Origin of the sequence: Paraliobacillus sp. JSM ZJ581, assembly GCF_044383835.1 — a bacterium.
Lineage (GTDB): Bacteria > Bacillota > Bacilli > Bacillales > Amphibacillaceae > Paraliobacillus.
The window spans coordinates 125113-142402 of sequence record NZ_JBISEP010000001.1 but is presented as its reverse complement, the minus strand read 5'-3'; the positions used below and the strand labels follow the sequence as shown (position 1 = coordinate 142402).

The window sequence follows — 17290 nt, the reverse complement described above, 5'->3', positions numbered from 1 at the left end:
TGGCTTGGTAATCTAGAAATCGCTGAAATATTTTACTTCTTTGCCTATTTCCATTAAAATATATTAGTACATACGTAGTAATATCACAAGGGGGATAATAAATGACAGATAATCTAAAAAATTTGAATTTTAAAAAACAATTTCATTTAAATGAAAAAACGTATCACTATTATCAGTTAAAAGCACTAGAAGAAGCAGGAGTGGCAAAAATAGACCGATTGCCTTTTTCAATTCGTGTTTTGTTAGAATCATTAATTAGACAATTTGACGGGCGTGTCATAAAAGAATCACATGTAAAAGGATTGGCGCAATGGGGAAAGGTAGATAAAACAGACGTACCATTTAAACCATCTCGCGTGATATTACAAGATTTCACAGGTGTTCCAGCTGTTGTAGATCTCGCTTCTCTAAGGAAAGCTATGGTTGATATGGGAGGATCACCTGATAAAATTAATCCAGAAGTCCCAGTCGATTTAGTTATTGATCACTCTGTTCAGGTGGATGAATACGGAACAAGACAAGCGCTTCTAGCGAATATGGAGCTTGAGTTCGAACGTAATGCAGAACGTTATGAATTTTTAAATTGGGCACAAAAAGCGTTTGAAAATTATCGTGCTGTTCCACCAGCAACTGGTATTGTCCATCAAGTGAATTTAGAATATATTGCAAATGTCGTTCATGCAATTGAGAATGAGCAAGGCGAATTAGAAACGTTCCCTGATACATTAGTTGGCACTGATTCACATACAACAATGATTAATGGACTTGGTGTTCTCGGTTGGGGAGTTGGTGGAATCGAAGCAGAAGCGGGAATGCTTGGACAACCATCATATTTCCCTGCACCAGAAGTAATTGGCGTTAAATTTACAGGGAGCTTCCCAAATGGAACGACAGCAACCGATTTAGCATTAAAAGTCACTCAAGTTTTAAGAGAAAAGAAAGTAGTTGGGAAATTTGTTGAATATTTTGGTCCAGGTTTAAAGGACATGCCATTAGCTGACCGTGCAACGATTTCTAATATGGCACCAGAATATGGCGCTACGTGCGGTTTCTTCCCAGTAGATGAAGAAGCGTTGAATTACTTGAGATTAACAGGTAGAGATGAAGCACATATTGCATTAGTTCAAAAATATTGTAAAGAAAATAATCTATGGTATTCGTCTGAACAACCTGATCCTGAGTTTACAGACGTTGTAGAAATAAATCTCTCGGAATTAGAGCCGAATTTATCTGGGCCTAAACGACCACAGGATTTAATTCCTCTTTCTAATATGAAACAATCTTTTAAAAACGCTATAACTGCACCAGCAGGAAACCAAGGTTTTGGCCTAGATAAGTCCGAATTTAAAAAAGAAGTACTGATTGAACATCCTAATGGTAAAAAATCAACGATGCATACGGGATCAGTTGCAATTGCAGCAATCACTTCATGCACGAATACATCTAATCCTTATGTTATGCTCGGTGCTGGTTTATTAGCTAAAAAAGCTGTAGAAAAAGGGTTAACTGTACCAGCATATGTTAAAACTTCCCTTGCTCCAGGTTCTAAAGTAGTTACACGTTATTTAGAAGATGCAGGCCTAATGCCTTATTTAGACAAGCTAGGATTTAATCTAGTTGGTTATGGTTGTACAACATGTATTGGGAATTCCGGACCATTATCCCCGGAAATTGAACATGCTATTGCAGATAATGATTTAACTGTATCGTCCGTTCTATCTGGAAATCGTAACTTTGAAGGACGTATTCATCCGCTTGTTAAAGCAAACTATTTAGCTTCACCACCATTAGTAGTGGCTTATGCTTTAGCAGGAACTGTAGATATTGATATTAAGGATGAACCTTTAGGACAAGACACAAACGGACAGCCAGTATATTTTGATGATTTATGGCCATCCATCGATGAAATCCGATTAGAAGTAGAAAAAGTAGTTACACCTGAGATTTTCAAAAAAGAATACGAAAATATATTTAATGCAAATGAAAAATGGAATGCGATTGAAACTACAGACGAACCACTATATGCATGGAATGAGGAATCAACATATATTCAAAATCCACCATTTTTCGAAGGCTTATCAAAAGATGCAACCGAAGTGACAGCATTAAATAATTTACGTGCTATCGGTTTATTTGGCGATTCAGTTACAACGGATCATATTTCACCAGCGGGTGCGATTGCAAAAAATATGCCAGCAGGACAATATTTGCAAGAAAAAGGAGTCACCCCTCGCCATTTTAATTCTTATGGCTCACGTCGAGGAAACCATGAAGTAATGATGAGAGGTACTTTTGGAAATATTCGAATTAAAAACAAATTAGCTCCTGGTACAGAGGGTGGATATACGACCTACTGGCCAACGGATGAAGTTATGCCTATTTATGATGCAGCAATGAAATATCAACAAGATAATACGGGATTGCTTGTAATTTCCGGTAAAGATTATGGTATGGGAAGCTCACGTGACTGGGCTGCTAAAGGAACGAATCTTCTGGGCATAAAAACAGTTATCGCAGAAAGTTACGAGCGTATTCACCGTAGTAATCTTGTAATGATGGGAGTGCTTCCATTACAATTTAAAGACAATGATACTGCAGATTCATTAGGTTTAACAGGAAAAGAAACATTCCATGTTGATATAGATGAATCCATTCAGCCTAATCAGCCTGTTAAAGTTACTGCAATAAAACAGGATGGAGAGAAAGTCACTTTCGATGTAATTGCTCGCTTCGACAGCGAAGTGGAAATTGATTACTACCGCCATGGCGGTATACTTCAAATGGTTTTAAGAAATAAGTTAGAAGCATAAATAACTTAGAGACAATTAGTATTTATTTCTAATTGTCTCTATTTTTTAGTTCATTTTAAATGACTGTTCTAAATTTAATGTGGCATGCATTTTTTCATCTATTCGATCTTCTATTTCTGCTAATTTTTTCATATCATTTAAAATCTCCTCGCGATTTGAATCAACTAGTGATTCGAAGTTCAGGATTGCTCTTTTTCTCAACATGTAATAACCCCCAACACACAATCAATTATATTACTATCTTTTCCATTTTTCTGATAATTATAATTACTTTTTAATGAATAAAAAAAAGATCAAGAATCACACTATAATGGAGAAGGAGGCAATTTAATTGAGTAATCCAAAGAAGCATAGTGAACAATTCAGACCTGATGTTTTAGGAACACAACCAAAGAAAGCAAAGGCGAATAAAGCTAAACAAATGGGATTAAAAGAAGAGCATACACCTGAACTGGTTGATCAAAAAGGGAAATAAGGAGAGACATATATGACTGAACATAAGCCGAATCCGGATAATCGTGAAGATAATGTTGAAAAGTTACAGGAAATGGTTCAAAACACCATTTCTAACATAGAAGCTTCACATGAAACAATGGAATTTGCAAATGAAGAAGAAAAGCAACTAATTAAAGATAAAAACAAGCGTAGGGAAGCATCAATTGAAAGCATGCGTGCTGAAATACAAGATGAATATAAAGATAATTCTCACTAGAGTGAAGGTAATCCTTCACTTTTTTTCTGATATAAATTACTTTACAAGTAGTAAATTGAATGAAATAAATCGTTATAATAAAAGAAAAGAACGAGATATGATAGAATGTAAAGAGCGAAGGGAGTTGCTAATATGACTCAATCCATAGAAAAACAAGAAATAGATGAAGCAGCAATTCATAACTGGACATCGATAAATGATTTACCACCTTTAACAGAGGTGGATGTATTACGTATTTTAAATGAAAAAAATGAGCAAACCATACAATTAGAAAACAAAACGATCGCTACACTTTATACAATGTTAGCATTTCATCGTTTAAAACGACATACAGAGGAAGATGAATTGATTGATTTTTTATTGGACAAAGCCAGTTCACATGATTCCTCCATTGAGGCGTATCAATCTGTTAAAGAAATAAAATCCTATTTTCAATTTTATTTACAGTTAAAACAGTTAGATTTACAATCATGGTCGTTAAGAGAGACAGACTTTGATCCAGCTAAATTAAAAAAGATTCAGGAATGGCATGCTATGCTGCAATCCTTAGAAAATGAGATCAATGACATTTCTGTACAAAATAAAGATTTGAACCAATTATATGAGAATATACAACAAACCATAGTTGATTTTAAAAGTCACTTAGAAAATGCAACGAAACTGTTGCAAAATAAACGTAATGGCATACCTGTAACACAATTGAACAATTATGTTCGAGAATTAATTCGTTTGAAACATGAACTATATCAATCGATTCCTTCTATATTACAATCAAACGAACATAGAACAGCACTAGATAAATTGAATGAAATGATTGGTTTAGATGAAGTGAAAGGTTATATTGAAAAATATTATCACTACCTTAAATACCAAAAAGATAGAAAGAAATTAGGATTTCATATGGTTGATGAACAAGGATTACATATGGTCATTACAGGTAATCCAGGAACAGGTAAAACATCAATAGCAAGACTACTAGCTGAGCTATATTATGAGTTAGGATTACTAGAATCAAAAGAGGTTACTGAAGTCAATCGTTCTCACCTTGTTGGATCTTATCTTGGGCAAAGTGAAGAAAACACGATTAATTATATAAAAAAATCTTTAGGTGGAATCCTTTTTATAGATGAAGCGTATAGCCTAAAGAGGCAAGATCAGCAAGGAAATGATTACGGTCAGGCTGTCATTGATACACTTGTTTCTGCCATGACTAGTAAAGAATATGGAGACAGATTTGCTGTTATATTAGCTGGTTATCCAGAAGAAATGCGTCAATTTTTATGGTCAAATTCAGGACTCAGAAGTAGATTTCCAGAACAAAACTTTATTATGCTCCCTGATTTTGAAATGGAAGAATTAAAGCATATTGCTGAGAATACTGCACTAAGTAATGATTATTTCTTTACCGAAGAGGCGTTAAAACGGTTAGAAACATTGATTGATCAAGCAAAAGTAGATGATACGTTTGGAAACGCTAGAACTGTCCGTGATATTGTTCTGAAAGGGATATTTAATAAAGGTGCAGCAGAAACTGTCGGTGACAATAATAATTGGTTAGACCATATGCGGATCGATCAGCAAGACTTAGATTTTATGAAGAAAAATACACATACAACTGATCCGATGGAATCGCTCGATGAATTAATTGGTTTATCTAATATAAAAGAAGAAGTAAAGAAGCTATCCTCTTTTGTAAGAATGCAACAAAAACGCAAGCAACATGGCTATCCATCTGTACCTATTCAACTGCACGCTGTATTTTCTGGTAATCCTGGTACAGGTAAAACGACGGTAGCAAAAATTTATTCCAATCTACTAAAAGAGTGTGGATTATTAAAGCGCGGACATTTTGTTATTGCATCGAGAAGTGATCTAGTTGCTGGATATGTAGGTCAAACAGCTATCAAGACAAAACAGAAAATTCGAGAAGCACTTGGTGGCGTATTATTCATTGATGAGGCTTATTCACTTTTCAGAGGGAAAAATGACTTTGGTAAAGAAGCAATTGATACATTAGTTGATGAGATGACAAAGCATAATGAGAATTTAGTTGTGATATTAGCAGGCTATCAGAAAGAGATGGAGCAATTTATAGATAGTAACCCAGGGCTAGCTTCCCGATTTAAAAAATATTTTCATTTTCAGGATTATAACGTAGAAGAATTAATTGAGATAACACAATATCATGTTAATAGATATCAATATCAACTTGCAGAACAAGCAGAAGCATATTTAAAGGACCAGTATAAACATAATCAAATAAACGGAAACGCTCGCTTTGTCGTTAATTTAATTGATGAAGCAATTCAATTTCAATCTTTACGAATGGAACAAGAAGCAGATGATGAAGCGCCTTTTATTTTATTAACGAAAGAAGATGTTGAAAAAGCATGGTTTGCAGTGAAAGGAAGAGGCTAAGATTGAAAACAACAACACCAATACAAGTACGTTATCAAGAAACAGACCAAATGGGTGTCGTCTACCATGCTAATTATTTAGTTTGGTTTGAAATAGGTAGAACAGCTTTTATTGAAGCGCTTGGTTTTGAATATGCTGTAATGGAGGAGCAAGGCATTGTTTCTCCAGTCATTGATGCACATGTTTACTTTAATCAGCCAATTCGTTATGGACAAAAAGCATATGTAAATACGTTTCTAGATTCATATGATGGTATTCGTACAACTTATCGTTATGAAGTGACTGACGAAGAAGGTAATATTGCTGTTTCTGGTACAACAAAACATGTTATTGTGAAGAAAGAAAATTTTAAACCAACTTCATTAAGAAAAAAATTCCCACATTGGCATCAAGCGTATTTACAAGCGTTGGAGGGAGAATAAATAATGGCATTCGGATTAAAACGATCTGAATTGAATGAATGGAAAAACAAAGTTACCAATGGAAAGATTGCATTTTTAACTCATTACTGGTTGGATGATCGGTTTCCAGGTTGTAATACGGTGACAAAAGTAGGGTGTAATAATTTAGAGATATTAACTAAGTGGGGAGAAACGTACCAGTTATCACCAAGCTGGATACATCGAGATGAAAAGTATCCACATTTTGATTTGTTTGGATCGAAACAAAAGGAAATTCTTGTTAAAGAAGGGCAACATGCGCAAATACAGCGATTTCATTTGTGATTAGTTGCCTTATCTTTAAGTGTTCATGGTACTGCATTTTATCGTTATCATAAATTTTAAAAAGTACGATATAAAAAAATGAGGTGAAGCGATTGCTTCACCTCATTTTTTCTTCTTCTTTTCTGGAACAGGATCGTATCCTCCAGGATGGAACGGCTGACACTTAAAAATGCGCTTAACCATTAAGTATCCACCTTTTATAGCGCCAAATCGCTTCACTGCATCTAAACTATATTGTGAGCACGTTGGATAAAATCTACATGTAGGTGGTTTAATAGGGCTAATAACTCTTTGATAGAATCGGATTAATCCAATAAATAGATGTTTCATTTAATCACTTCTATTCGTTTGTTTTATCATAAGTAATAGATGCAATAGCATCATGTAAATGAATGGATTCTTCATTACGACAAGCGACATGAAAAGCACGCACAAATTCAAGTTCATATAAGTCAGCTGCAACTAATCGAACCATATCTTCGACAAAACGGGGATTTTCATATGCTTGTTCTGTTACAATTTTTTCATCTGGACGTTTTAAAACAGGATAGATTCGTGCGCTAGCATTGCTTTCTGCTGCTTCTAACAAAACTGTTTTCCAATCAATCGCTTTCTCATCAAATGCTTCACTTAGCTCAATTTCCATTGTCACTTTTCCGCGTTGATTATGTGCACTGTATTCGCTAATTTCTTTAGAGCAGGGACATAGTGTTGTAATTGTTCCAGTTAATCCTGTAGTAATATCAAAACCAAATTGCTTGCTATAGTTAATTCGGATATGCGCATCTGCATGATTAAACCCGCTATAATCAACAGAAGGGCTTTTTCGTTCAAAGAACCAAGCAAACGAAACTTCTAAAAAGGCGTCATTTCGTTTTAATCGTTCTGCAAGCTCTTTAGTAAAAGTTTTTAAATTCTCTAGACTCACATCAATAGAACCATCGATAAGATAAGCATGCAATTGTTCTGTAAAACGGCTCATGTTTGTTCCTTTACTATTTTTAGAAACAGTTGAAGAGAAAGAAAATGCTCCAATCGATGTTTGTGTAGCAGGATATATATTACTTTTTATTTTGACTGGATATTTAACATTTGCAATGCCTACTGCATCCAAATCAAATAAAAAGTCATTTTGTGTGTTTTGTAAATCAGCCATTTTCCCTTTTTCTGTAGGTTTTATTTTAGGACCGGGTTCGACTGATCCAAATAATTTATGTCTCTCATATTTATTGGGTAGTGCCCTTTTTTTGTTTATGTTTGACCCCATCATAATAACCCCCCTCTCGCTTACTACTTTTTAAAAGTATAATTTAAAAAGTAATCCTGTTCAATTTTTATGTCTTATTAGGTTAATAAACTATTATAGTAAAAGAGATTTACTCACCAACTTCTTCGTGAGCAAATCTCTTATATTATTATCTACATCCATTTTATTTTTGGTTCGGTTTTGTTAATAATTCGCTTAATGTTTGCAAGATGTCGATAAAATACGAATATTGTTAATATAACTGTTACTAGTAGCAATCCTAGATCATGTAAAAAAACAGTTGTAATAATAGCAATAACACTAGTAACCATCGAAGCTAATGAAACATATTTACTAATAAATAAAACAATGAAAAAGGTTATTAGCATCATGCCGAACAGTAATGGACTTGCTCCTAACAACATACCTGCAGAAGTCGCGACTGCTTTACCACCTTTAAATTTCGCAAAAATAGGATAGATATGACCGATTACAGCGAAAACACCGATTACTAATGGGCTTACTTCTGCACCGACACCAATAAGTGTAGGTAACAATGTAGCGAATGTTCCCTTTAAAATATCTGCAAGGGTAACAATCATTCCTGCTTTTTTCCCAAGCACTCTAAACGTGTTTGTTCCACCTAGATTACCACTTCCGTGTTCTCTAATGTCGATATTGTATCCAACTTTTCCAACGATTAAGCCAAATGGGATAGAGCCAATTAAATAAGCTACAATTGATAAAACAACATATGTCATAATGCCTACTCCTTTTACTAAAATACAGTATCGTTATTTTAACACGAAATGCACTGATAATGTATAGTTAATTCTTATAATAACTAGAAACGATGTTTTAATAGTGATAAAATAGGAAATATATTACGAAAGCATAAACATTACTTTAATTGAGCAAGTTGAATGAATTGGAGGAATGAAAAGTGGACTATATTCATCCAGATAGAGAAGAGATAAGAAATATTTTGCAAGATGCGCAAACAATTGCAGTTGTAGGTTTATCAGATAAGCCTGAAAAAACATCCTATAAAGTAGCAAAAGCAATGCAAGAAAACGGGTATCGTATTATTCCAGTTAATCCTACAATTGATGAGGCGCTAGGGGAAAAGGCATATTCTTCTTTAGGTGATGTACAAGAACAGATTGATATTATAAATGTGTTTAGACGGTCCGTATTTCTTAAAGATGTTGCTCGAGATGCAATAACAACAGATGCTAAAGTTTTTTGGGCACAGCAAGGGATTTTTGATCAAGAAGTATATCAATGCTTGAAAAAACGTAACTTTACGGTTATTATGGATTACTGTATAAAGGTAGCGTATGCGACAACAAAATAAAGTTTGAAAATCTCTGTTAATTCAGAGATTTTTTTGTTGATGAAATTTACGTTTCATGAATTATTTAATCAAACATTCGTTCTAAAATATAGATATTTAACGATTTTATGGTAACATAGTGTTTGTTACTAGTGTTAGAAGAAAGGGGCACTTACGTTGAATAATCAAACAAGCGCTTATTCCGATGATTCTATTCAGATATTAGAAGGACTCGAAGCAGTTCGAAAAAGACCTGGTATGTATATTGGAAGTACAGATGCAAGAGGGTTACACCATCTTGTGTTTGAAATAGTAGATAATGCGGTTGACGAGGCACTTGCTGGCTTTGGAACTAAGATTAATGTAAAAGTACATAAAGATAATAGTATTTCTGTTACGGATCAAGGCAGAGGAATGCCTACTGGTATGCATCGTACGGGAAGACCAACACCCGAAGTTATTTTGACCATTCTTCATGCAGGAGGTAAATTTGGTCAAGGGGGGTATAAAACCTCTGGTGGTTTACATGGTGTCGGTGCCTCTGTTGTTAATGCGTTATCAGAATGGTTAATAGTGACTATACATCGAGATGGGAGCATCTATCAGCAATCTTTTCACCAAGGAGGATTACCGAAAACTGGTTTAGACATCATTGGGAAAACAAAAAAAACAGGCACAACGATTCAATTCAAACCAGATCCTTCGATTTTTTCTACAACAACCTTTCAATATGAAATTTTGGCTGAAAGACTTCGTGAAGCAGCATTTTTGTTAAAAGGTATGGAAATTGTGTTAGAAGATGAACGTATAGAACAATCGGAGTCCTTTTGCTATCCAGAAGGATTAAAATCATTTGTTTCTTATTTGAATGAAGAAAAAGATACACTTCATCCGGTTGTGTCTTTTGAGGGTGAACAACAAAGCCTAGAAATTGATTTTGCTTTTCAATTTAATGATGGCTATGCAGAGAGTATGCTCTCTTTTGTAAATAATGTACGTACAAAGGATGGCGGGACACATGAATCAGGTGCACGTTCAGCAATTACAAGAGTGTTCAATGAATATGCTAGAAAAACGAACTTGTTAAAAGAAAAAGAGAAGAACTTAGAGGGAAACGATGTAAGAGAAGGTTTTACTGCCATTGTTTCTGTTCGTATTTCAGAAGCACAATTACAATTTGAAGGACAAACCAAAGGAAAGTTAGGTACTTCGGAGGCGCGTTCTGCAGTAGATGCTGTTGTGTCAGAAAATCTCGCATATTTCTTGGAGGAAAATCCAGAAATAGCTACCATGCTATTGAGAAAAGCAGTCCGTGCGAAAGAAGCAAGGGAGGCTGCAAGAAAAGCACGTGAAGAGTCGAGAAATGGGAAGAAAAAAAGACGAAAAGATGCTTTGTTAAGCGGGAAATTAACACCAGCACAGTCAAGAAATGCAGAGAAAAATGAACTATATCTTGTGGAGGGTGATTCGGCTGGAGGATCAGCTAAACAAGGTAGAGATCGTAAGTTTCAAGCCGTGCTTCCGTTACGTGGGAAAGTAATTAACACAGAGAAAGCTAAATTAGCAGATGTGTTTAAAAATGAAGAGATTGCAACAATCATTCATACAATTGGTGCAGGAGTTGGTGGAGACTTCACTTTAGAAGATGTCCAATATAATAAGATTGTCATTATGACTGATGCTGACACGGACGGTGCACATATTCAAGTATTATTGCTTACTTTCTTTTTTCGATATATGAGAGAGCTTATTGAAGCGGGTAAAGTATATATTGCATTACCACCGCTATATAAAGTATCAAAAGGAAAAGGTAAAAAAGAGGTAATACATTATGCCTGGAATGAAGAAGAAATGAAGACCATTATTGACAAATTAAAAAATGGTTATATTCTGCAACGATACAAAGGACTTGGCGAAATGAATGCAGATCAACTATGGGAAACGACGATGAATCCTGAAACAAGAACACTTATTCGAGTCACTATTGATGATCTTGCCCGTGCAGAACGACGTGTAACGACATTAATGGGAGATAAAGTAGCCCCACGACGAAAATGGATTGAGTCTCATGTGGAATTTGGTTTACAAGATGATGCAAATATTATGGATAATGAGAATATTCATACGTAAGAGGAGGAAAGACAGTTGGCTTCAACAGAAAAGTTTCTAGATTTACCCTTAGAAGAAGTTATTGGAGATCGATTTGGTCGATATAGTAAATATATTATACAAGATCGTGCATTGCCTGATGCTAGAGACGGCTTAAAACCTGTGCAGCGAAGAATTTTATATGCCATGCATGAAGAAAAAAACACGTTTGATAAACCATTTAGAAAATCAGCTAAAACAGTTGGTACAGTAATCGGTAATTATCACCCACATGGTGATAGTTCTGTATACGAAGCAATGGTTCGTTTGAGTCAAACGTGGAAAGTTCGAAATGTACTTGTAGAAATGCACGGAAACAACGGTAGTATTGATGGTGATCCACCAGCAGCTATGCGTTATACGGAAGCGCGCTTATCTAGTATATCAGGAGAATTATTAAGAGATATTGATAAAGAGACAGTAGATTATATTCCTAATTTTGATGATTCAATCGATGAACCTGTCGTATTACCTGCACGATTTCCTAACCTGATTGTTAATGGTTCTACAGGAATATCGGCTGGGTATGCAACTGACATACCACCTCATAATTTAGGCGAAGTGATTGATGCAACAATAAAAAAAATAGATCACCCAGCTATTACCATTAAAGAATTAATGAAAATCATTAAAGGGCCAGATTTTCCTACTGGAGGAATCATTCAAGGTGTGGAAGGTCTACAACAAGCTTACGAAACGGGAAAGGGAAAAGTGGTTGTTCGTGGTAAAGCTGTTATTCAAGAATTACGAGGCAATAGAGAACAGATCGTCATAGATGAAATTCCATATGAAGTAAATAAAGCAGCTTTAGTGAAACGAATGGACGAATTACGTATCGATAAGAAAGTAGAAGGTATTGCAGAAGTAAGGGATGAAACAGACCGTACCGGATTACGCATTGTCATCGAATTAAAGAAAGATGCTGAAAGTGAAGGAATCCTACATTATCTTTATAAAAATACAGATTTGCAAGTTACATACCACTTTAACATGGTTGCGATTAAGGATAAAACACCGAAGTTACTAGGTTTGAACGAATTACTTGATGCCTATATTTCTCATCAGAAAGAAGTAGTCACTAGACAAGCTACATATGATTTAAAAAAAGCAAAAGATCGCGCTCATATTGTTGAAGGTTTAATGAAGGCCATATCTATTTTAGATGAATTAATTGCAACGATCCGTGCGTCAAAGGACAAGCAAGATGCGAAGAAAAGGATCAGGGCTGCTTACCACTTTTCAGAAGCTCAAGCCGAAGCGATTGTCAATTTACAATTATATCGTTTAACTAATACGGATATTACTTCTTTACAACAGGAAGCCGAAGCATTACGAATTAAAATTGAAGAATTAGAAGCCATTCTTGCTGATGAAAAAAAATTATTTTCTGTTATTAAATCAGATTTAAAACAAATGAAGAAAAAATATCAAACATCTCGTTTAACAAAAATAGAAAATAAGATTGAAGAGTTAAAAATTAACCTTGAAGTGATGGTAGCAAGTGAAGATGTATTACTTTCTGTAACAAGAGATGGCTATATTAAGCGAACTAGTTTACGTTCTTATGCTGCTTCAAATGGGGAAGACTTAGCAATTAAAGAGGATGATCATCTTGTTGCGTTACTAGAAATGAATACAACAGATACGGTGCTTCTTTTTACAAATAAAGGGAAATATATTTTTGCTCCAGTCCATACGCTACCAGATATTCGTTGGAAAGATCTTGGACAACATATATCAAATATTGTCGCAATCGATAAAGGGGAATATATAATTAAGGCTATTCCGGTTCGCAATTTCAGTGATGAAAGTTATTTGATCTTTATTACGAAAAATGGGTTAATTAAACGAAGTAAATTAGCTTTATACGAAGCACAACGTTATTCCAAAGCTTTAGTCGCTATCAATTTAAAAGATGAAGATCAATTGATTAACGTCGAACAAACGAGTGGTCAGGCAAATATTTTTATTGCTTCCAATCGAGGGTATGGTTTGTGGTACAAAGAATCAGAACTTACTCCAATCGGTCAGCGAGCAGCTGGTGTGAAGGCAATACAGTTAAAAGAAAATGAATCGGTTGTCAATGGTGTGGTATGGGAGTCATCTAACCAAGGCGTTCATTTAGTAGCGGTAACTCAAAGAGGTGCAGCAAAACGAATGACATTAAATGATTTTGAGCAAATGTCTCGGGCAAAACGAGGCCAAGCTATGTTGCGTGAATTAAAGCAAAAACCTCATCGATTAGTTAACCTACTGTTAGTGAACCAAGAAGATACTGTACACATAGCTACGGAAAGTGGGTACAAACAAACGTTGTTTCCAATGGAATTAAGTGTAAGTGATCGTTATAGTAACGGATCATTTATATTAGATACGGATGAAACAGGTGTCGTAATCGATAGTTGGAGGCAAGCAAGTTATATAAAAGTCTTTGAAGAAGATAAAACAAATTAATTCAAAAGAAACGATTATTTGTCTTATAATGGACAAGTGATCGTTTTTTATTGCAAAAGGTGCAAATATTAAAATATAAGATAGTAGTCCGTTGTTATCCTTCAACGGAGACTATTAATACTCAAAAAACAAAGGACAATAAAATGAAAACTTATTACTCAGATGTTATTCAATTTAGAGGTGACCATGGTGCATTTGGGTTTCAGCAAGGGGAGTGGTTACGAAACTCTCCACTTTACACCATATACACAAATCAATCTGCTACAAAAAAAAGTACATTTACTGTTGATCAACAAAAAGCTCTTGATTGGCTATCCTATTTATTACCTAATTTCATAGAAGAATTAAAAGGGCTAGCTGAAGGGCTGAAGCTTTCACTAGATCAAACAATCACTCATTTCAGTGGTTATCAGCAAGAGTGGAAGGATTCAGGCTGTTCGATACTATCAGGTGATCATTTTGTAGTACGAAACTACGATTATCACCCAAAAACGTATGAAGGCAGATTTGTCTTATATCAGCCTAATCAAGGCTATGCAACGATCGGACCTTCGCAGCGTATCATAGGTAGAACAGATGGAATGAACGAAAAAGGGCTTGTAGTTGGATACAATTTTGTTAATCGAAGAAATGCAGGTAATGGTTTTATTCCAACAGTTATAACACGTATCATATTAGAGCAATGTCAATCAAATGAAGAAGCTATTGCTTTAATAAAGCAGATACCACACCGATTTGCTTTTAACTATGTTCTAGCAGATAAACATGGTGCTCGTCATATTGTTGAGGCAACAGCACAAGCTATTCGAGTAAAAGAAAATCGATTTAGTACTAATCATTTTGATATGCTTTCAGAATTTAATCGTTATCATTTGAATGATTCCAAACGTCGTCTAGATATTTTGAAAAATCAAAGTCCTTCACTGTCAATTACCGAAGCTTATCAGTTGTTTAACAATACTGAGAAAGATATCTTTTCAATAGATTATACACAATCAGCAGGAACTTTGCATACAACACTCTATGATATGGATACAGCAGAGGTTGGCATCGCTTTAGGATCAAATCGACTTCCAACAATGATTGCTTTTAACGATTGGATGAGCGGGAAGGACATATGGATCACAAAAATGTTAGGAAAGATTAATACAACAGAGCATATGCCCTATATGAAAATTAATTGAACGTGCATAATTAGCATTTATTCACCCAATAATAAATATAAGATTGGAGTGAATAGAGTAAATGACTAAAAAACAAATGAAAACCTTAAAAAGTGCACAAGAAAATGAACAATCACAACAAAAATTAGAAAAAGAAGGAATGGAAATTACAAGACAGCAGATTCAAAACAATTATATGGAAGGTACGATTGATCAAATCCGTGATTAATGAAAAGCGAATGTCTATTGTGACATTCGCTTTTACGTTATATTGGATGGGTTTGATAACATAATCGAAGAAGGATATTGATCAAAGCCTTTAGTAACTGCGCTTGCAGTATGACTATCAGAACCAGGTACTAACGGAATCTCCAATTGATTTGCTACCTCCATTATTTTTGAAGAAGGATACATTTGCTGATAATATGGTTTATACAATCCCGCGGTGTTCGCATCTAATGAGTAATTTTTTTGTTTTATTAAATGTAACAAGTGGATTAATTCTTCTTCGTGTCTATGAGACGCTGGAAATTGTAATGAAAATTTTTCAACTAAGTTGATATGGCCAATTCTTGTTGGTTTGTATGGACCTAGATCAGCGAGAATGCTGGATTTAATCGTTTGATAATATGCTTGATATACTGCATCAACAGTACTAAATAATGTGATAATATCTGAGAATGCTTCTACACTGTAATCAAGGCAAACAAATCCATCATTTGGAGTATGGAGCATATGAACAGATAGTATTGCATCATCTATTTGCTCACCGTATTGATTAAGAAATTGTCTTGTTTCAGATTCATATCCTTTTATATAATCTACTTCAAAGCCAATGTTTATCTTTAATTTATCTTTATATGCCTGTTTTAATTTATGACCTTCTAAAATATATTTATCTACGTCTTTAAGCTGCATCGCACTGTCTTTATTTGGCGCAGGATCAGTGAACGAAGGAGGTAATGGCGCATGTTCTGTGAATGATATGGCATCAAGCCCTTTTTCAATTGCCTGATAAACGTATGTTTCCATACTGTCTGTTGAGCCATGTGGACAATAATTTGTATGAATATGAAAGTCCCCATTAAATCGCATAGTTACTAGCTCCTTTTTATGTTTATTGTAACATTTTTTTTAAAAATTTTATCATACTTAAACAATCACTTGAACGTATTGAAAGTGTATTGTGTTTCATGATAAAATGGTTAAAATTAACTAATGACTTAATGGTTAGGTTTACTAGGAGGAAGAAACTAAAATGAAGAAAAAAATAGGTTTGATCATAGGAGGGATTTTATTAATGAGTAGTTTAACAGGTTGTGCCACAAAAAATAAAGCAGAGATTGAACAAAGTTTTGATAAAGTATTAGCGATGTATCCAACTAAAAATCTAGAAGACTTCTACGATATGGAAGGTTACCGAGACAGTGAATTTGATAAAAATGACAAAGGTGTTTGGGTATTAAATTCAAGCATGTCGATAAGTAAGTCAGAAGACAGTGGACTAGTTACAGAAGGTATGATTGTAAGAATAAATCGAAATACAAAAAAAATAAAGGGGAAATATTACACTATGACAGCATGGAATGACTTGAGTAAGCCTGTTGAAGAGAAAGAATATCCTGTAGTATATACCAAGGATGGCTTTCAACTTGAGGAAAGTATTTCGAATAACAATAACGTAGCAGAAAAAATAAAAAAATTCCAGTTTTTTGTTCAATATGCTAATTTTAAAAAATTGAATACTTATAAGAATATGAAAAAAATGTATAATCCTGAAGTCCCTATATATGAGTTGGAATATGAACTAACTAATGAAGATAAAAACGTTCAAGCTTTAAGGGAAAAATATGATATTCCTACAGATAAAGCACCGACATTATTGTTAAAAGGACGAGGTGATTTAGATGGAAGCTCAGTAGGGTATAAACAATTAGAATTTACATTCGATAAACAAATCGACGTCTTTTTTAATGATTCTATTAATTTTCAACCAGTATCTAGGGGGGATTTAATTAATGAGTGATTATGAGGTTAAGGATAAGGGAATTCAGTCAAATACAGAAGAAACTAGTGCAGTATCAGCAATTTCTTATGAAATAGAGAATGCCTTAGTTAACGACGTGTCAGTTCCAAAAGTTAAAACTCAAATAAAAAACTTTCAAAATGAAGGAAATCAATTGGTGAATCAAGCTAAGAAATCCTTTCAAAATACATCTGATAAATTAGATAAAATGTAATAGGTTGTATCATATTTAACTGAGTTCAATTATGGATT

General features: G+C 34.4%; 18 protein-coding genes. 13 read left to right on the top strand and 5 right to left on the bottom strand.

The window, feature by feature from the left end:
* Positions 1–101: 101 nt before the first annotated feature.
* On the top strand, positions 102–2810 hold the full coding sequence (gene acnA / locus ACH6CY_RS00795) for an aconitate hydratase AcnA (protein ID WP_374065295.1): 2709 nt from the start codon (positions 102–104) through the stop codon (positions 2808–2810).
* A 45-nt stretch (positions 2811–2855) separates the two neighbouring features.
* Here acnA and ACH6CY_RS00790 read toward each other — a convergent pair whose 3' ends face one another.
* On the bottom strand, positions 2856–3014 hold the full coding sequence (locus tag ACH6CY_RS00790; RefSeq protein ID WP_374065294.1) for an FbpB family small basic protein: 159 nt from the start codon (positions 3012–3014) through the stop codon (positions 2856–2858).
* Positions 3015–3141: 127 nt separating this feature from the next.
* Here ACH6CY_RS00790 and sspN point away from each other — a divergent pair, with 127 nt between their 5' ends.
* The 5 genes from sspN (at position 3142) to ACH6CY_RS00765 (ending at position 6665) form a co-directional block, all read left to right on the top strand.
* The gene (sspN, locus tag ACH6CY_RS00785) at positions 3142–3285 is read left to right on the top strand and encodes a small acid-soluble spore protein N (protein ID WP_374065293.1); all 144 of its coding nucleotides are present in this window, start codon (positions 3142–3144) and stop codon (positions 3283–3285) included.
* Between the two features lie 12 nt (positions 3286–3297).
* On the top strand, positions 3298–3522 hold the full coding sequence (tlp, locus tag ACH6CY_RS00780) for a small acid-soluble spore protein Tlp (protein ID WP_374065292.1): 225 nt from the start codon (positions 3298–3300) through the stop codon (positions 3520–3522).
* Positions 3523–3654: 132 nt separating this feature from the next.
* On the top strand, positions 3655–5940 hold the full coding sequence (locus ACH6CY_RS00775; RefSeq protein ID WP_374065291.1) for an AAA family ATPase: 2286 nt from the start codon (positions 3655–3657) through the stop codon (positions 5938–5940).
* A complete protein-coding gene (locus tag ACH6CY_RS00770) occupies positions 5913–6362 on the top strand; it encodes an acyl-CoA thioesterase (RefSeq protein WP_374065290.1) in 450 nt (149 codons plus the stop codon). Before ACH6CY_RS00775 ends, ACH6CY_RS00770 begins: the two co-directional genes overlap by 28 nt.
* A gap of 3 nt (positions 6363–6365) precedes the next feature.
* A complete protein-coding gene (locus ACH6CY_RS00765; protein ID WP_374065289.1) occupies positions 6366–6665 on the top strand; it encodes a hypothetical protein in 300 nt (99 codons plus the stop codon).
* Between the two features lie 102 nt (positions 6666–6767).
* Here the strand turns inward: ACH6CY_RS00765 and yidD are convergent, their stop codons facing one another.
* The 3 genes from yidD to plsY form a co-directional block, all read right to left on the bottom strand.
* A complete protein-coding gene (yidD, locus tag ACH6CY_RS00760) occupies positions 6768–6995 on the bottom strand; it encodes a membrane protein insertion efficiency factor YidD (RefSeq protein ID WP_374065288.1) in 228 nt (75 codons plus the stop codon).
* 10 nt (positions 6996–7005) lie between these two features.
* Entirely contained in the window at positions 7006–7932 is a 927-nt protein-coding gene (gene folE2, locus ACH6CY_RS00755; protein ID WP_374065287.1) for a GTP cyclohydrolase FolE2, read from the bottom strand.
* A 152-nt stretch (positions 7933–8084) separates the two neighbouring features.
* On the bottom strand, positions 8085–8672 hold the full coding sequence (gene plsY / locus ACH6CY_RS00750; RefSeq protein ID WP_374065286.1) for a glycerol-3-phosphate 1-O-acyltransferase PlsY: 588 nt from the start codon (positions 8670–8672) through the stop codon (positions 8085–8087).
* 182 nt (positions 8673–8854) lie between these two features.
* Here plsY and ACH6CY_RS00745 point away from each other — a divergent pair, with 182 nt between their 5' ends.
* From ACH6CY_RS00745 to ACH6CY_RS00725, 5 genes are all read left to right on the top strand, one after another.
* Positions 8855–9268 carry a CoA-binding protein gene (locus tag ACH6CY_RS00745; RefSeq protein WP_374065285.1) on the top strand — a complete coding sequence of 138 codons (414 nt, stop codon included), beginning with the start codon at positions 8855–8857 and terminating at the stop codon, positions 9266–9268.
* A gap of 156 nt (positions 9269–9424) precedes the next feature.
* Positions 9425–11377 (top strand): DNA topoisomerase IV subunit B, encoded by a 1953-nt coding sequence (parE, locus tag ACH6CY_RS00740; protein ID WP_374065284.1) that lies wholly within the window; start codon positions 9425–9427, stop codon positions 11375–11377.
* Between the two features lie 15 nt (positions 11378–11392).
* Positions 11393–13849, top strand: a complete 2457-nt coding sequence (gene parC / locus ACH6CY_RS00735; RefSeq protein ID WP_374065283.1) for a DNA topoisomerase IV subunit A — start codon at positions 11393–11395, stop codon at positions 13847–13849.
* 143 nt (positions 13850–13992) lie between these two features.
* Positions 13993–15033 carry a C45 family autoproteolytic acyltransferase/hydrolase gene (locus ACH6CY_RS00730; RefSeq protein ID WP_374065282.1) on the top strand — a complete coding sequence of 347 codons (1041 nt, stop codon included), beginning with the start codon at positions 13993–13995 and terminating at the stop codon, positions 15031–15033.
* Between the two features lie 61 nt (positions 15034–15094).
* Positions 15095–15241 (top strand): DUF4025 domain-containing protein, encoded by a 147-nt coding sequence (locus ACH6CY_RS00725; RefSeq protein WP_374065281.1) that lies wholly within the window; start codon positions 15095–15097, stop codon positions 15239–15241.
* Between the two features lie 32 nt (positions 15242–15273).
* On the opposite strand, the gene hisJ is transcribed toward ACH6CY_RS00725, so the two are convergent.
* Complete coding sequence (gene hisJ / locus ACH6CY_RS00720) at positions 15274–16107, bottom strand: histidinol-phosphatase HisJ (protein WP_374065280.1); 834 nt, start codon at positions 16105–16107, stop codon at positions 15274–15276.
* A gap of 163 nt (positions 16108–16270) precedes the next feature.
* Here hisJ and ACH6CY_RS00715 point away from each other — a divergent pair, with 163 nt between their 5' ends.
* Together ACH6CY_RS00715 and ACH6CY_RS00710 are read left to right on the top strand one after the other, a co-directional pair.
* Positions 16271–17038: a tandem-type lipoprotein gene (locus ACH6CY_RS00715; protein ID WP_374065279.1), complete on the top strand. Its 768-nt coding sequence runs from the start codon at positions 16271–16273 to the stop codon at positions 17036–17038.
* Complete coding sequence (locus tag ACH6CY_RS00710; RefSeq protein WP_374065278.1) at positions 17031–17252, top strand: hypothetical protein; 222 nt, start codon at positions 17031–17033, stop codon at positions 17250–17252. The genes ACH6CY_RS00715 and ACH6CY_RS00710 overlap by 8 nt, the downstream gene beginning before the upstream one ends.
* The last annotated feature ends 38 nt before the right edge of the window (positions 17253–17290 follow it).